The organism is Mycoplasmopsis columboralis, assembly GCF_900660675.1.
GTDB lineage: Bacteria > Bacillota_I > Bacilli_A > Mycoplasmatales > Metamycoplasmataceae > Mycoplasmopsis > Mycoplasmopsis columboralis.
On sequence record NZ_LR215039.1, the window covers coordinates 655,583 to 671,820 of the forward strand.

Consider the following 16,238-nt stretch of genomic DNA (forward strand, 5'->3'; position numbering starts at 1 on the left):
ATTATTCGACAGAAAGGATAGATATGGAAAAAGAAAAATACCTATTCGCTATTGATTTAGATGGAACAACATTGCGTTCAAGCGCAACTGGTGAAATCCATGATTTAACAGTTAATGCAATTAAAAGAGCTACCGAAGAAGGACATATTGTATGTATTCTTACTGGTAGACCATGAAGAAGTACCAAATTTATTTACGAAGAATTAGGGCTTAAAACTGTTGTAGGAAACTACAATGGAGCTCATATTCACCATCCAAATGATGAAAGTTTTATTCCTTATGTTAAATATTTAAATTTAAATGAAGCTTTATATGTGCTTGGTGATGAAAAAGTGGCTAAAGAAGTTACTAATATTGCAATTGAAGGTCCTGATTGAGTTCAACTTCAGCACCGTGATGAAGAACTTGAAAAAGTGTTTGGATTTAAAACAACTTCAAAACTTAGAATTGGACTTGATTTTCACAAAATTCCTTTAATGCCAACTGGAGTTATTTTTGATGTTAAACCAACTACTAATGTTGAAGAACTTAGAAGATACTTAAAAGCTCGTTTTGGAGACTTAGCTGAGTTCTCATATTGATCAAAAGGCGAAGGTTTAACACCTGTGTTTGATATGACAAACATTACTGCCAACAAAGGGAAAGCCTTAAGTATGTTAATTCGTTACTACGATGTAAAAGTAGAAAACACAATTGCAATTGGAGATGGATTTAATGATGTTCCAATGTTTAAAGTGGCTAATGTTTCTGTAGCAATGGGAAATGCTTCAAAAGACGTTAAAAAATATGCTACTGTTAAAATTTCAAAAATCAATAAAGAAGGTGGTGTGGGGCACTACATTAATAAATTCTTGGACAACCCTGCCGAAGAAATTGCTAAAAGCAATAAAATAAAACAAAAAAGAGATGATAGTTTAGAATAATGAAATACATTGATTTATTAGATGTAAACGAACTATTAAATAAAGAAATTATTGGTATTGATGAAAGTGGAGTTGGAGATTATTTTACTCCGCTAGTTTCTTGTGCATTTTACTTACCATCACATTTAAAGGATTGAGCTAAATCCTTAGGAGTACAAGATTCGAAAAAACTTACTGACAAAAAGATTTTGGAAATTGCACAAAAGCTTAGAGAGAACACTCAAGTACATTATTCAGTTTATCGCTTATCTCAAAGCGCTTACAATAAACTCAGCGATGAATTTAATGCTCATGAATTAAAATTTTTTACTCATAATGGAGCTTTGAATAATTTACATAAAAAAATGAGCTTTGTTCAAAAATATTTACTAATTGATAAATATTCCACTTTAAACTCATTTGAAAAGTATCACAAGAAAATAATAAACAAAGATACTTGATTTGATTTTGAAGATTTTGATATAGTGGCTTTTTTAGTAACAAAAGCCGAATCTATACATTTATCGGTAGCTTGTGCATCAATTTTAGCTCGCGCTGAACTAATTAAGTACATGCAAGAACAATCCAAAGAATGAAACTTCGATTTCCCTTTAGGTGCAAACAAAAAAGTACAAGAAAAAGTTAAAGAATTTTGTGAACTACATGGAGAAAAAAATCTTTCAAAAGTTTGCAAAACAAGCTTTAAATTATCAATATAAATTAATAAGTAAACTAAAATTTACCCATTTTTATGGTAAAATTAGTTTACAAATGCCGTCATAGCTCAGCAGGCAGAGCACTTCCATGGTAAGGAAGGGGTCGCTGGTTCAAGTCCAGTTGTCGGCACCATTTCATTTTTATGACCAAAAAAGAAATAAATTAAACGAACACATCTCAAAATGTTGAGATGTGTTTTTTGTTATTAAATAAAAAAGCAATAAAAAAATTGTTCTATTTTAACTCAAAATGAAAAAATATACTTTATTTAAAAATTGAGTGAATAGGGATTTGTAAAGATTCAATGTTAAAAACGTGATAATAATTTAGATTGCAATTTTGAATTTGCTTAATTTGGAAAAGTTCTTTATGATTATATGAAAGTAATACAAGACAGTTGACACTTTTACAATTAAGATTGGTTAAAATCTTATCAATAACTATTGATGAAGTATTGTGTTTAATTCTTTTTATTAAAGAGTTTAAATTTTTACTTTGAAGGTTTTTAATACATGTATGTACAATTAGATGGATTGGTACTTCAGTATTTTCAACCACAATCTTAGGTAACGGATTATCAAATAACTTACTATTTTCAAAAGTGATTATTTTTGGATTTGAACTGTAAAGATTGATAAAATCTTCTAAATACATTACTATAGAAAGTTGATCAATTTTATATTGATTCTTCTTTAGTAGAGTATATGTTTCTTTAGAAAGAGTATAGACAAAATTATTTTCTTTAGCAATTTCATTTATACGATTAAATACTTTAATTATTTGCTGTTTATTATTTGTTTCAATCATAATCCTCCTATGGAAATATTATTATAAAATAGAACTGAAATTGTGGTTTTTATAAGGTACTTTATTAAAAAAAGCATATTATTTTAACGGAAATTCAAAGTAATATTTATTTATCTCAAAGCGAAGGCCACTTCGTTTTTTTATTTTTGAAAGTAAGCTTTTATTTCTTTAAAGATTTTATCTTCATACATTGAATGTCCTGCTCCTTGAATAAAAAACAAGTTGGTTCTAGGATGATTTTGTTTTATTAATCAAGCACCGATAGGTCGTGTATCAATATCTTGTCTTCCGTGAAATATATCAATATTAACTTTGCTAATTTTATGTAAATTATCTAAAATGTAATTATCTGTTGGTAAAAAGCAATTGTTTACAAAATAGTGCGTTTCCATTAATGCTATTTGTTTATTGAAAGCAAGATCGATTTTTTCTTTTTTATTATTTTTAGGTCCTGTTATTGATACCAAGGAGTCTTCTCAGGCAGCAAATTCATTGAAAGCAAGTGTTTTTATTTCTTCATCATATTTATTTATAAAAAGATCATAATATCTTTCAATGATACTGTTTCCTTTTCCTTGTAATGAAAATTTTTTAAATTTATCATGAAGTTCTGGATAAAAATCAGAAGCTCCTTTTTCGTATAAATAATCGATATCTTCTTGACGTCCTAAGAAAACACCTCTTAAAATCAATTTGTTGACATGCTTAGGATATTTTATTGCATAAAGTAATGATAAAGTGCTTCCTCAGCTTCCGCCAAATAAAGTTATTTTGTTTAATTGCAATTGCTTACGAATGGCTTCGATATCTTCAATCAAATGTGATGTGGTGTTGTTTTCTAACTCATATCTAGGTAAACTTTTGCCACAACCTCTCTGATGAATAAAAACGACAAAATATTTTGCTATTGGAATGATTTTTAAGAATTTTTTCACATTAAAACCACCGCCAGGCCCGCCGTGAATTACAAAAATAGGTTCATTAGTTTCTTTTCCATATTTCTCATAATAAATTTGATGGTTTTGACGATAAATATATGTTTTGTTGAATTTGCTCATACAATTATTTTACTTTTGTTTTATTTGGATGAAAATAAAAAAGAGCTTTTCGCTCTTTATTAATTTTGTTCGTCTGGTCTAGAAAATACATATCTACCAGTTTCAGTAACTAAAACGTCATCCTCTATTCTAGCCCCTCCAATACCTTCTAGATAAATTCCAGGTTCTACAGTAATTATCATTCCAGGTTCTAGAATATAATCTGATTTAGTTGAAACACTTGGTAATTCGTGTACATCAATTCCAAGTCCATGTCCTGTTCCGTGTAAGAACTTATCACCGTAACCTTTTGATTGAATGTATTCTCTACATACACGATCAACTTCAGAAGCTTTAATTCCTGGTTTTACATATGCCCTTCCAAGAGCAGCTGCTTCTTCCACGATTTGTAAAATTTCTAACATTTTAGGGTTAGCTTTACTTTTATCCCCTAAAATTGTGGTTCTAGTAATATCGGCTGTATAACCTTGATATAATGCTCCAAAATCAACTTTTAAAAGTGAGTTATCTTCAATAACTTTTTCAGTAGGGTGATGGTGTGGTTCAGCTGAAGAAGCACCCGAAGCAATAATTTCAGTAAATCCTTCTTTATCGGCTCCGTGTTTTTTCATTAAGTAATTAAGCATTGCTGCAGCTTCTTTTTCTGTAACTCCTGGTTTAACTCAAACCATAAATTCATCATATGCGCTTAAAGTAATATCAATGACTTTTTGCATTTTTTCAATTTCTTGAGGACTTTTGATAATTCTTAAATCTTGAGCATTAACCCATTTGACTACTTGTGGTTTAGCTAGTGACATGATTCTATTTTCTCAGTCTTTGACCAAGTAATTGCTTTCTAAAGCTATTGAGTTAAGTTTTCTGTTGTCAAATCACTTAGCAACAGAATCACCTTGCATTAGAATGACTTCAACATTTTTAGCGTGTTTTTGACAATATTCAATGTAACGTGAATCAACAAATAAAGTAGCTTTATCTTTTTCAATAACAATTAATCCATCAGTAGTTTGAACGTCAGCGTATCACAATCTAGTTTGAGGAGCTTCAGAAATTAAAGCATCCACTTGAAGATCTTGAAACATTTTATCTAATCTTTTACGATCCATAATATCTCCTTTTGTTTATATAAATTATAAATATAAAAGTCTATTTAATTCAAAAAAGGGCATATGCCCTTTGATTATTTAGCGTTTAATGCTAATTCTACAAGAGTTTTAACCATAACTCCTGTTGGTTTTGACCCAATGTCAGCAGTTCCGGCTACGTCAAGGTGAATGTATTCAACATCTTCGGTAAATTCTTTTAAGAACATAGCTGCTGAAGAGCTTCCTCCACCAACTCCACTAAGATCGGTATTTTTTAAATCAGCCACAACAGAGTTTCTAATTTCTTTAGCAAATGCTTCGTCTAAAGGCATTCTTCATACCAATTCTTTTGCTTTATCAGCCGCATTTTTTAAATCTTCTCATGCTTTTTCGCTTGTTGCTCAAACTCCGGTGTAAGTGTGTCCTAAAGCAACTAAAATAGCACCAGTTAAAGTAGCAACATCAACAAGACGAGTAGCTTTAAGTTTTCTAACTGCATAAGTTAAACCGTCAGCCATAACCAATCTTCCTTCAGCGTCAGTGTTGTTAATTTCAACAGTTTTTCCGTTCATTGATGTTCAGACAGAATCAGGTAATGAAGCATCTCCATTTACTCTGTTGTCTGTAATACACATAATTGCCGCTACATTTGTTTTAGGTTTAAGTTGAGCAATTGCTTTCATTGCACTAGCTACAAAAGCTGACCCTGACATATCAAATTTCATTCCAAGCATTGAACGACCTGGCTTAAGTGAGTAACCTCCAGAGTCAAAGGTAATTCCCTTACCAACATAAACAGTTTTTTCTTGTGAATCTGGATTTCCGTTGTATTCAATTACAACCACTCTTGGTTCATACATACTTCCACGGTTAACTGAAAGTAAAAGTCCCATTTTTAATTCTTCGATTTGTTTTTTGTTTAATACTGTTACTTTTAAATTATCATATTGAGCTAAGTCTTTTTGAACCACTTCAGCTAAATATTCAGAGTTTAAAATATTAGGAGGTGTTACTTGTAAGTCTCTAGCAAAATTAACAGCTTCAGAAAGTACTGAGTATTTTTCAAATACATCTTTGTATAAACTTTCATTGGCAACCATTAAAAGTGAAGTTTCATATTTGTCATCTTTTTTGTTTGTTTTAGCACTATAAATGTTTGCTTTCACATAATTGTAAGCTTCTGTAAAAGCTCTAACAACACAAGGTTCACACACTTTACCTTTAACAAAAGAATCTAAATCTACTTGAATATTTCTAGCTTGTGAAGCAAAGTAGTTTTTAGCAAAATTAAATACAGATTCAAATTTATAATCTTTTTCTTCACCCATGTAAACTAATGCTTCATTTTTGTCTAAGTATTCAGTTACAACAGCGACTTTTTCAATTAAAGTTTTTGGATATTCATCCCCTTTAAAAACTGCTTTTAAAAGCATATTAGTATTTCTTGTTTTATCAATTTGTTGAATTTTCATATTTATCCTTTCTTTACTTGTTTCAATTTTACCTTTTTGGCATAAAAATTATATGTTTTTTGCAAATTCTACTAAAGTAGCCACTAAAGCACCTTGTGGTTCACCACTTACATCAGCTGTTCCGGCTACGTCACAGTGAATAAAATCAACATCTTTAACAAATTCTTTTAAGAACATAGCTGCTTGAGAAGAATCTTGTTTAACTGTTGGGCTTCAGTTCATTAAGTCGGCTACTTTTGAAGATTTGTTTCCTTTATTGAAGTCTTCATGCATAGGTAATCTTCAAACTTTTTCTTTTGCAGTTGCAGCTGCTTGTTGCATTAATGAGCATTTTTGATCATTTTCACTAAAAATTCCTGTGTATACATGCCCAAGAGAAGTTAAAAGTGTTCCGGTTAAAGTAGCTACATCAACAATTGTGGTTGCTTTAAGTTTTTCAGCTGCATAATATAAACCGTCAGCAAGAACTAATCTTCCTTCTGCATCTGTATCTGCAACTTCTACCCATTTACCACTCATTGATTGATAAACATTTTCAGGTAATGAAGCATCTCCATCTAATCTATTGTCAGTAATACACATAATTGCGGCCACATTTTTCTTAAGTTTAAGTTGTGCAATAGCTTTAACAGCATATGCAACAATAGCTGAACCAGACATATCATATTTCATTCCTTCCATATGATATCCTTTAGTGTTAACTCCACCGGTATCAAAAGTAATTCCTTTACCAACATAAACAGTTTTTTCTTGTGAATCTACATCTCCGTTGTATTCAATAACTACAACTCTTGGTTCGTGAGTGCTTCCTTTATTTACTGAAAGTAAAAGTCCCATGTTTAATTGTTCAATTTCTTTTTTAGTTAAAACTGTTACTTTTAAATTTTCAATTCCAGATAAATCTGAAGCCACATAGGCCGCTAGATTTTCACTGTTTAAAAAGTTTTCGGGTGTAATTTGTAAGTTTCTTGTTGTTGTCATTGCTTCAGCGATAACAAGCAATTCTTTTAGTAATGGATCGTTTAAATCTTTAACCAATAAAGCAAGATTTTTATTGTCATCTTCTTCAGTTTTGTAAGTTTTTTTAAATAATTTGGCACTTCCAAATTCTGTTGATAAAACAGCGACTCTTAGAGCTTCTTCAGCTGATAATACAGCTTCTAAAGAAGCAACATCTAAAAGATAATCACGATTGATTGAACCAGGAAGAGATCTTAAGATGTCTTGTAATTGATAATATTCTGAATGTTTTTGATCAACATATAAATAAGCAATGTTGTTAGTTAAATCCTCAGTAATTTGATTATTTTTGGTTTTGATAAAGTTAGGCATTTCTTTGTTTTCAAAAACTACCTTTAACAAAATTTGATTTTCATTTAATTTATTTTGAATTTGCATGTTTAATTTCCTTTATGTATTTTGTTGTAAAAATAAATCTAAAGACATTTTGGCGCTTTCACGATAAGCACGAGTTAATCCGCCAGCACCAAGTTTGATACCTCCAAAATATCTAATGGTAATAACTAAAATATTTGTTAGTTTTTTAACTCTTATTAATTCATAAATTGGTCTACCAGCAGTATTTTTAGGTTCTCCGTCATCATTAAATCCTGCGTTTTCAGTTCCGTTTTGTAAAAACAAATACGCATAACAAGCATGTCGAGATTTTTTGTGTTGTTGTTTTATTTCTTCGATATATTGCTTAACTTCCTCTTTTGAAGAGACCTTAAAAACATATGAATAAAATGATGATTTTTTGACTATAAATTCAGTCTCATAGTTCATGTTAATATTATATTTGCTTTACTAAAAAAAGTAATTATTTATTTAGAGATAATAATTGATATTTTGCAGTTTATTTAGTAATGATTTATAATTATTTATATACACACAATTACAACAAGGAGAAACTTATGCCCAGAAAAATCGCTATTAAAATTAAAGATCTTGAAAAATTACAGTTCACTCTCTTAGAGGATGCTTCTGAGAATGACTTCTTAGATTTAAACGACCTTTTAGAGGTTGATGTTACAAATATTAATGCATTTTCAAATGATTTAAAAACAAAAATGGAAGACTCAATTAAGAGCAAACTACAAAAGGATTTTGAACAAAGATTAAACGATGCATTATCTTCTCAAAGTAGAGAAAATGATAAGGATAAACAACTTGCTTTAAAAGTTTTGGAAGATAAATACAAACAACAGTTAAACGAAAAAGAAAATTTATTAACTAAAAAGCAAGAGCAAATTCAATCGTTAAATTCTCAACAAGAGTTGCTAATTCAAAACAAGATAAATGAAGAATTGCAACAAAAAGAAAAAGAACTTCAAGACAAATATGTGAAACAATTAGAACATATTCAAGTTCAATTAAATGAACAAAAAACTGAAACAGCTAAAAAAGATGAACAAATAAAATCATTAAAAGAAAGTCAAGAATTATTAATTGCAAATAAAGTAAATGAAAAATTAAATGAGCAAAGCAAAAAGCTTGAAGAAAAATATGAAGAAAGACTTAAAGAAATTCAAAATCAACTAGCAGATCAAAAATCTCAAACAGCTAAAAAAGATGAACAAATAAAATCTATTTTAGAAAATAAAGAAAATGAAATTGAAAATAGATTATTAAAACAAGAAAAAGAGTTAAAAATATCTCACCAGCAAGATTTAGCTTCTAAAGATGCTTTAATTAGAGAGTTAGAACTAAAAAATAATCAGTTTCAAACTTTAAATGTTAAACAGGTTGGAGAAGCTTTAGAACATGATGTTGAAAACAAATTAATTGAAATGTTTGGGAATTTTACTGAAGCAGTTAAATTCAGTAAGATAAATGATTCTAAAAAAATGAAAGATGCTGATAGCGATTCATATGAAGGGAAGGCAACAAAAGCGGATTTCTTAGTTGAATTTTACAATCCTGCAACTAGTCAATTAATAGGAAAAATAGTAATTGAATGTAAATCACAAGAATCAGGGAAAGGAACCACCAAAAACTCCGATCATTATAAAAAATTAGAAGCAGATAGAAAAAAAGAAGAAGCTAATTTTGCATTTTTAGTGACAACATTAGAACAACATAAAGAATTTTTTGTAATGACTCCGCAAGAAAAAGAATATGATAAGATTTTAGTTTTAAGATTTCCGGTTTTAGGTCAACTGTTGACACTATTTTATACATACTTTAAGCGTTTAGATGAAGTAAAAAGTAGTGATGCTCTTGTGCAAAAAGGAAAAGAATTTTTAGATGGTATTAATAATATAAAAGAAGCTTTCATCTCTGCTATTGGAAAATTAGATGAAAGACATAAAAATATTATTAAAGCTCTAGACAACATGAGAAAACAAGTGGACAACTTAGAAACTTTAATTGGTAGAATGGTCAAAATTGATTTTGAAAATATTAAAAAAAGTTTAGAAAGAACTAATGCACTGCCATCATTAGATTCGATTATTTATTTAGAGAGTGATGATTTAGATCAATCAGAAATATCCGAATTAGATAAATTATAAAACCAAGCCCCAATTTACTTAGAAACAAAATATACATCAAAGCAAGATGTGTATTTTTTATATTAAAAAACTTTTCGCCAATAGCAAAAAGCAATTTTTAAATCTCTTTATTTTCAAGCATTTCATATAACTTAACAATTTCATCAATGTTTAATTGTTGAATTCTAACGCTAGGATTAAGTTGTAATTGCTCATAAACAGAAGCTATTTGTTCTTTTGAATATTTACTTGATAAAGCAAAAGTTAATTTTTTACGACGATTTGCAAATACTAATTTAAAGAAATCTTTTATTTGAATTCAGTTTTGTTGAGTAATGTTAGCTTTAAATTTAAAAGATATAATTGCCGAATCAACCTTAGGAGCTGGAGAAAAACAACTTGCTTTAACTATAAATTCAATTTTAGTTTCAGCTAGATATTGACAAGAAACAGATAATTTTGAGTAATCAGGAGTGTTGATTTTGGCTACAATTCTTTGAGCAACTTCTTTTTGTACCATTAGCAATACACCTTTGAATTTATCTTTGTGTTCAAATATTTTAAACAAAATATCAGTGGTGATGTAATAAGGTATGTTAGCAATTAAATATGATTCTTTTAAGGCTGATAAATCAGCATCTAAAAAATCTTGTAATTTTACTTCTAAATTGGTTGCTTGCGGAAATTGTTCATTTAAAACTTTTACCATATCTGGATCAATTTCATAACAAAGTACATGTGAAGCTTTTTTGATTAACTCTTTTGTCAAAGCTCCTCGTCCAGGACCTATTTCAATAACGTTATGATTTTGAAAATCAAATACATCAACAATTTTGTTGATTATGTTTTGGTCTTTTAAAAAGTTTTGACCAAAATGTTTTTTAGCATATACTTCTTTTTTCATTTTATTTTAAATTAAATAACTCTCTTAAATTAGTGTTTACGCGATGAACAAATTTATCCATACCAACTTTTTTAACACCGGCGATGTAATAAGCAACAAATAACACAGTATTAGGTTCATTTGTTTGCCCAGTATACGGGTGTACTCTTAAATATGGCGAATCTGTTTCAGTAAGAATTCTCTCCAGTGGTAAAAAGTCAATTACTTCTCTAGTAGATGAAGCACTTCCATAAGTTACAACTCCACTAAAAGAAAATCAACATTTTAAGGTTAAGAATTTTTTAGCTCATTCTAAATTTCCCGCAAAGGTATGTAACATTGCTTTTACTGGATATTTTTTTAAGATTTCATAAGCATCTTCATAAGCTTCTCAAACATTTTCTTTGTCCCTAATATGCACAACTACAGGGAGGTTTGTGCTTTGAGCTAACTTCACTTGCTCTTCAAAAGCTTGCTTTTGTAACTCTTTAGATGGACCATCATCATAATAATAATCCAAACCAATTTCTCCAATAGCTACAACATCTTCATTTATAAGTGGTTTGATCAAATCAATATCTTCTAGGTTTGTAAGGTCTTCTGGATGTATTCCAATAGCTGGTTTAACTATTTCGTATTGTTTAGCTAGCTCTAATACTTTGTGGTTTTCTTCTCGATGTCCACCATTTACAATCATAAACTCAATATTGTGAACTCTAGCTTGCTCCATGATTTCATGAATTATCCATTGCGGATAATATTTATCAGTTAAATGATTGTGTGCGTCTACAAATGAATTTCTTTTCTTGGCCATTTTTTACTTCCCTAAACAAAAACTGCTAAACATTACATCTAAAAGATCTTCACGGTTAACATTGCCTTTGATGTTTTGTAATGACTCTCAAGCATCGTACAAGTCAACAATGATAACATCAAATGTCATTCCGTTTTCAATTGAAAATATCGCGTTTTCAATTGAAATTAAAGCTTGTTTGACTAATGACAATTGTCTTGTGTTAGCTAGTATTCTTTCGTCTAAAACATTGATATTTTTAAAGTGCTCTACTAAAGCTTCTTCTAGAGGTTGTATTTGATTATTTTTAGCAGAAATTGTAATTGCATTATTGTCTGGTGTCTGAATTAAATCTGATTTGTTAATAACTTTAATGTATATTTTGTTGTGTTTTTGTGATTCGCTAGCAATTAATTCATCAAACTCATTATCTGCTTGGGTCGGATCAAAAACATGAATTACTAAATCAGCTCTACTAATTTGTTCAAAAGACTTTGCTATTCCAATTGATTCAATTTTCTCGGCGGTTTTACGAATTCCGGCAGTATCAATTAATTTAAAAAGCATTCCTTGAATTTGATAAGATGCTTCAATTGTGTCACGAGTAGTTCCTGCAATATCAGTAACAATAGCTTTATCTTCAGCTAATAAAGCATTCAAAATACTGCTTTTACCAACGTTTGGTTTCCCTACCAAAGCTACTTTTACACCTTCAAAAACATATCGAGCATTTTCTGAAAGGGTGACAATCTCATTTAAGCTTTGTTTCAAATGAGTTAATGTGTTAAGCATTATTTGATCATCCATATTTTCTAAATCTAAATATTCAGGATAATCAATATTTACTTCACTAAGTCCAATTAAATAGGATAAATCAGCAATAAATTTATCTATTAACTGAGAGGTTTTTCCCTTAAATTTATTTACAGCGGCTTTGCTTTGTAAGGTGGTTTGAGCAAAAATGAGATCATGAACAGCTTCGGCTTTTACTAGATCCATTTTTCCATTTAAAAAAGCTCTTCGGGTAAATTCACCTTTTTCGGCTAATCTAGCTCCATTTTTTAAAAGCAATTCTAATACTTGATTGGTAACCACAATTCCACCGTGGCAGTTTATTTCCACAAGCGGTTCTCCACAATAATTGTTATAAATAATTTGTCCATTTTGTTCTTTTCCAACAAATCACATTACTAAAACTTCATCAATAATTTGATCATTATCAATAATGTGTCCATAAGTAATTTCATGGTCTTTACCTTTGCGACCTTTAAATATCTTTGAAACAATTTCGGCGGCATTAGGACCGGCTACACGAACAATAGAAATGGGTTGATTTACATATGAACCTGAAGAAATAGCAGCAATATTATCGTACATATAATCTATTTTATCTTTTAATTCCTTAAATTGTATATTTTGCTAAAATTTTTACATGACAGCACTAGAAACCTCAATAGAAGTTTTTGGTTGGCTAACTGTTATTATTACAGTGTCGTTATCATTACCTCAGTTATTCAAATTGTTAAAAGAGAAAAAAACTCAAAAAGTTAATTTTTATTCATTTTGAATTTTTCACATTGGAATTTTAATGTGAACAATCTTTGGTGTCCTTAGTGATTCTAGCCAACCATTTAAACTAAGAAATATAGTTATTGCAGATGGGATCTCTCTTATTTTAAATGGAGTTATGACCTACCTGCTTTATCATTATTACGATTTTAGTTCATACAAAAACAAAAGAACCTTTTTAAGCAATTCACAAAATCAAGAAATGTATATTAAAACCAGCAATCACACTGGTAAAAAAGTATGAGCATTTTTAGGAGTGTTAGCAACTTGAGTGATTGGAATTGTGTTTATTGTAATTTACTTTACAAATTCTGCGTTTAGAATTTCTTCAAATGCAGCCACAATTTTCGCTATTATTGCGCCTGCTTTAACAACCTTCTCATTTGCTCCGCAACTATACACTTCAATTAAAACAAAGAACTGAAAAGGTGTTTCACCTATGATGTTTGTTCTTTTTGAGTTAAACAATTTATGTTGAATTGCTTTCTGAGTTTTATCTATTGTCAAATATGGAGGAAATTTAGATTTAATTGGTGGATTAATTTGACAAACAGTCTCACTTATTTTATATGCTTACCAGCTTACAATGACAATCAAATATAATTACACCGCCGCATCAAAACAACCTGTTTATGCGTAAAATCCTTAGGGATTTTTTTATTTAAAGGAGAGATATGATTTTTGACAGACTTGATAATTTTCAAAAATACAATTTTGATAAAAAATTACAAACAGCTTTTAAATTAATTGATCAAACAGATTTTGAAAGTTTAGATTATGGAATTCATGAATACAATGAAGATATCAAAATAGTAAAAATGAAGTTTCAAACATTTTATAAAGAAAACTTCGCTGAAATTCACTTTGAGCACGCAGATATTCATTTGAGAAGCAATTTATGTGATGAATTAGTTTATTTTAGCGAAGAGAACAATTATGTCAAGGAAGATGTTTTAAACTACAATGAACAAAAAGATGTTCTTTTTGTAAAACAAGCACCTTATCAAAATAAACTTATTTTAAAAAATAACACTTTTGCGTTATTTTGACCACACGAAAAACACAAAATAGATATTCAAGACCACTCTTTACTTGAACACAAATACAAAATCATTATTAAAGTAAAAATTTCATAATCTGGTATTGATTATTGCACTTTTATAGTATAATAATCATACACATGGCAAATGTGGTGAAGCGGTTAACACAGCGGGTTGTGGTCCCGTCATGCGCGAGTTCGAATCTCGTCATTTGCCCCATGTATTAGTACTTAATGCCACTTACACAAGAAAAATTCTTGTGTTTTTTTACGCAAAAAAACAAATGTCAAATTATATTTATACTTATAAGAGAAGTTTATTAGTGTTATAATTAAGAAATAAATATGATAGGAGTATAAATGAAGTTTCTAGATCAAAATTTAGACATTTTTAAAAAAGGAAAATACAAACCACTAAATAGAGATTTTATAGCCGGTTTATTATTACCGCTTACGTCTATTCAACATACAACAGGAAGGAGAATGATACATTTGTTTAACGGGGCGAAAAATCCTATAGTTGCATTTTATCTAAACTTTTATCTTGTAAATGAAGAAAAACATGGATTATATGCAAAAAGAGAGTTTAAGGAAGAATATCTTGAAGTTAAACAAGTATCTTATTCAAGCAAGAGTTGATCTGTAACTTTTAATGACACAACATTGGACAAAGCCGATGCATTTAAGGATAAAAAAACTATGCTAGCCGTAGGGATATGAAATGGTATGCTAGAGCTTATTTGTATTATATATGGTCAAAATCCGGAAATTGGATATTTTCTAGAACAAAAGGTAAAAGAAGCTCATGATTTTTCAAGAAGATCTACACAAACTATTTCATGCTCAAAACTTTTAAAAGATTATAAATTTAAAATAAAGCCAATCAATGTTAATAAAAAAGACCTAATTGAAATTCTATCAATGAAATTTAAAAATTCCGGTGTTTCATGAGGAGACTACATTGAATAAATTATATTTGATGGATGCAGAAAATTGTCTTAAACTAATTAGAAACATTTCAGTACAGTCCATTTACATAGACCCTCCATATAACACTAAATCAAACAGTTTTGAATATAATGATTCACGTGATAACTGAAACGAATAAATTAAAAATATTTTAATCTTATCTTAGAATGTTCTATCGGAAGATGGTTTTATATTTCTATCTATAGATGATCAGAAATTATTTGAATTAAAATTGATTTGTGATTCGCTTTTTGGAGCTCACAATTTTTTGGGTTTATTTATAACTAAGCAATCAACAAGAAGCAACAGTAGATATATAAATGTAATTCATTAGTATGTTGTGTCATATTCAAAAAATAAAACCAAAGCACAAAAATTTTAAGTATTAATAACAAAGCTGCCAATGTTTCAAAATATCTTGAAATCTTATAATATCTAGCATAAAAAAAGAATTTTTACAAAACGGATTAGAAAGTGCTAGCGAAGAACTGAAAAAATATATTCAAAGAATAAAAGATCCCAATTTCAATTGATTGAAAAATTATTCAAATGATGATGAAAATGGAGAAATTTATTCAACAAAAGATCTTTCAACACCAGGAAAGCCCTGAGATGTATATATTGAAGAAATAAATTTAACTTTACCGAAATTGAAGACTCGCGGTTGAAGTACTGATGAAAAATTTATAAAAGTATATAAATAAGGAAAATTAGTTTTCAAAAAAGGCAGACCATACGAGAAACATTACTTAAAAGAATCCAAAGATAACGCAATGAGCATTTTGAATTTCTATAGTAGACAAGACAAACACGATCTTGATAAAATAGGTCTTTAAGGGATTTTTCAAACTGCAAAACCGGTTGATTTAATAAAATATCTAATAAAAATTTCTACAAAATCAGATGCTACAATTCTAGATTTTTTTGCTGATTCAGGTACTACAGGTCAAGCTGTATTAGAAGTTAATAAAGAAGAAAAAAGTAAGAGAACATTTATACTTTGTCAAAATTTAGAGCAAGTAAAAAATAATGATAAAGCGTTAGAAATTCTTAAAGAAAACAACTTAGAACCTACTATTGGTGATATAACTTTATTGAGATTAGAAAAATTAAAAAAATGACATAATTTTGAATATAAGATATTTAAAGAAAATTAATTCACAAAATTTCTGCTTTTAAAATCAGAATAAAAATCGCCCCGGTATTTATGCTAGGCGATTCCCAGAATGCAATTCTAAACGCAACGCGATTTTGTAAAATAAAATCGGGTTGTTTTTTTATATAAAAAAACCTCCCACAAAAAAACCGGATACACAGGAGGTTATATAAATAATACCAAATTAAATCTTTCACAACGGATTGCTATTGAAGTTCTACTCAAAAAAACAACTTTATCTTTAAGCGAAATAGCATTAAAAATAGGAGTAAATAAATCAACAATTTCTAGAGAAAT

18 protein-coding genes, 2 tRNA genes and 1 pseudogene are annotated in these 16,238 nt (G+C 29.2%); 12 read left to right on the forward strand and 9 right to left on the reverse strand.

Annotation, left to right across the window (positions count from 1 at the left end; translation table 4 throughout):
- The first annotated feature begins 23 nt into the window (after positions 1-23).
- The 3 genes from EXC45_RS02585 (at position 24) to EXC45_RS02595 (ending at position 1,751) form a co-directional block, all read left to right on the forward strand.
- The gene (locus tag EXC45_RS02585) at positions 24-923 is read left to right on the forward strand and encodes a Cof-type HAD-IIB family hydrolase (RefSeq protein WP_036434905.1); all 900 of its coding nucleotides are present in this window, start codon (positions 24-26) and stop codon (positions 921-923) included.
- Positions 923-1,621, forward strand: a complete 699-nt coding sequence (locus EXC45_RS02590; protein WP_036434903.1) for a ribonuclease HIII — start codon at positions 923-925, stop codon at positions 1,619-1,621. Before EXC45_RS02585 ends, EXC45_RS02590 begins: the two co-directional genes overlap by 1 nt.
- A 54-nt stretch (positions 1,622-1,675) precedes the next feature.
- Positions 1,676-1,751, forward strand: a tRNA-Thr gene (locus EXC45_RS02595).
- Between the two features lie 132 nt (positions 1,752-1,883).
- On the opposite strand, the gene EXC45_RS02600 is transcribed toward EXC45_RS02595, so the two are convergent.
- The 6 genes from EXC45_RS02600 to EXC45_RS02625 form a co-directional block, all read right to left on the reverse strand.
- A complete protein-coding gene (locus EXC45_RS02600) occupies positions 1,884-2,426 on the reverse strand; it encodes a hypothetical protein (protein WP_036434900.1) in 543 nt (180 codons plus the stop codon).
- Positions 2,427-2,566: 140 nt separating this feature from the next.
- Positions 2,567-3,484 carry a prolyl aminopeptidase gene (gene pip / locus EXC45_RS02605; protein ID WP_036434897.1) on the reverse strand — a complete coding sequence of 306 codons (918 nt, stop codon included), beginning with the start codon at positions 3,482-3,484 and terminating at the stop codon, positions 2,567-2,569.
- A 59-nt stretch (positions 3,485-3,543) separates the two neighbouring features.
- On the reverse strand, positions 3,544-4,590 hold the full coding sequence (locus tag EXC45_RS02610; protein WP_036434895.1) for an aminopeptidase P family protein: 1,047 nt from the start codon (positions 4,588-4,590) through the stop codon (positions 3,544-3,546).
- A 74-nt stretch (positions 4,591-4,664) separates the two neighbouring features.
- Positions 4,665-6,041 carry a M17 family metallopeptidase gene (locus tag EXC45_RS02615; protein WP_036434892.1) on the reverse strand — a complete coding sequence of 459 codons (1,377 nt, stop codon included), beginning with the start codon at positions 6,039-6,041 and terminating at the stop codon, positions 4,665-4,667.
- Positions 6,042-6,089: 48 nt separating this feature from the next.
- The gene (locus tag EXC45_RS02620; RefSeq protein WP_036434889.1) at positions 6,090-7,439 is read right to left on the reverse strand and encodes a M17 family metallopeptidase; all 1,350 of its coding nucleotides are present in this window, start codon (positions 7,437-7,439) and stop codon (positions 6,090-6,092) included.
- 12 nt (positions 7,440-7,451) lie between these two features.
- Entirely contained in the window at positions 7,452-7,826 is a 375-nt protein-coding gene (locus tag EXC45_RS02625; protein ID WP_036434887.1) for an IMPACT family protein, read from the reverse strand.
- Between the two features lie 128 nt (positions 7,827-7,954).
- On the opposite strand from EXC45_RS02625, the gene EXC45_RS02630 reads away from it, so the two are divergent.
- Positions 7,955-9,553: a DUF2130 domain-containing protein gene (locus EXC45_RS02630; RefSeq protein WP_036435047.1), complete on the forward strand. Its 1,599-nt coding sequence runs from the start codon at positions 7,955-7,957 to the stop codon at positions 9,551-9,553.
- Between the two features lie 97 nt (positions 9,554-9,650).
- On the opposite strand, the gene rsmA is transcribed toward EXC45_RS02630, so the two are convergent.
- The 3 genes from rsmA to mnmE are packed head-to-tail and all read right to left on the reverse strand — an operon-like array spanning position 9,651 to position 12,585.
- A complete protein-coding gene (rsmA, locus tag EXC45_RS02635) occupies positions 9,651-10,436 on the reverse strand; it encodes a 16S rRNA (adenine(1518)-N(6)/adenine(1519)-N(6))-dimethyltransferase RsmA (protein ID WP_036435045.1) in 786 nt (261 codons plus the stop codon).
- Position 10,437: 1 nt separating this feature from the next.
- Positions 10,438-11,229 carry a TatD family hydrolase gene (locus EXC45_RS02640; protein ID WP_036435043.1) on the reverse strand — a complete coding sequence of 264 codons (792 nt, stop codon included), beginning with the start codon at positions 11,227-11,229 and terminating at the stop codon, positions 10,438-10,440.
- Between the two features lie 3 nt (positions 11,230-11,232).
- A complete protein-coding gene (gene mnmE, locus EXC45_RS02645; RefSeq protein WP_036435041.1) occupies positions 11,233-12,585 on the reverse strand; it encodes a tRNA uridine-5-carboxymethylaminomethyl(34) synthesis GTPase MnmE in 1,353 nt (450 codons plus the stop codon).
- 55 nt (positions 12,586-12,640) lie between these two features.
- Between mnmE and EXC45_RS02650 the strand changes: the two genes are divergently transcribed.
- From EXC45_RS02650 to EXC45_RS04120, 8 genes and pseudogenes are all read left to right on the forward strand, one after another.
- Positions 12,641-13,417, forward strand: a complete 777-nt coding sequence (locus tag EXC45_RS02650) for a PQ-loop domain-containing transporter (protein ID WP_051616987.1) — start codon at positions 12,641-12,643, stop codon at positions 13,415-13,417.
- A 34-nt stretch (positions 13,418-13,451) separates the two neighbouring features.
- A complete protein-coding gene (locus EXC45_RS02655; protein WP_036435038.1) occupies positions 13,452-13,913 on the forward strand; it encodes a YhcH/YjgK/YiaL family protein in 462 nt (153 codons plus the stop codon).
- Between the two features lie 47 nt (positions 13,914-13,960).
- Positions 13,961-14,036: transfer RNA gene (locus EXC45_RS02660), tRNA-His, on the forward strand.
- Positions 14,037-14,176: 140 nt separating this feature from the next.
- The gene (locus tag EXC45_RS02665) at positions 14,177-14,785 is read left to right on the forward strand and encodes a hypothetical protein (protein WP_036435035.1); all 609 of its coding nucleotides are present in this window, start codon (positions 14,177-14,179) and stop codon (positions 14,783-14,785) included.
- Positions 14,778-14,924, forward strand: a complete 147-nt coding sequence (locus EXC45_RS04010; protein ID WP_197724308.1) for a hypothetical protein — start codon at positions 14,778-14,780, stop codon at positions 14,922-14,924. The genes EXC45_RS02665 and EXC45_RS04010 overlap by 8 nt, the downstream gene beginning before the upstream one ends.
- Positions 14,925-15,318: 394 nt before the next feature.
- Entirely contained in the window at positions 15,319-15,489 is a 171-nt protein-coding gene (locus EXC45_RS04020) for a hypothetical protein (RefSeq protein WP_197724309.1), read from the forward strand.
- A 135-nt stretch (positions 15,490-15,624) separates the two neighbouring features.
- Positions 15,625-15,942 (forward strand): DNA methyltransferase, encoded by a 318-nt coding sequence (locus tag EXC45_RS04005; RefSeq protein WP_197724312.1) that lies wholly within the window; start codon positions 15,625-15,627, stop codon positions 15,940-15,942.
- A gap of 183 nt (positions 15,943-16,125) precedes the next feature.
- Positions 16,126-16,236, forward strand: a pseudogene (locus EXC45_RS04120) (helix-turn-helix domain-containing protein); the annotation flags it as partial.
- Positions 16,237-16,238 lie beyond the last annotated feature (2 nt).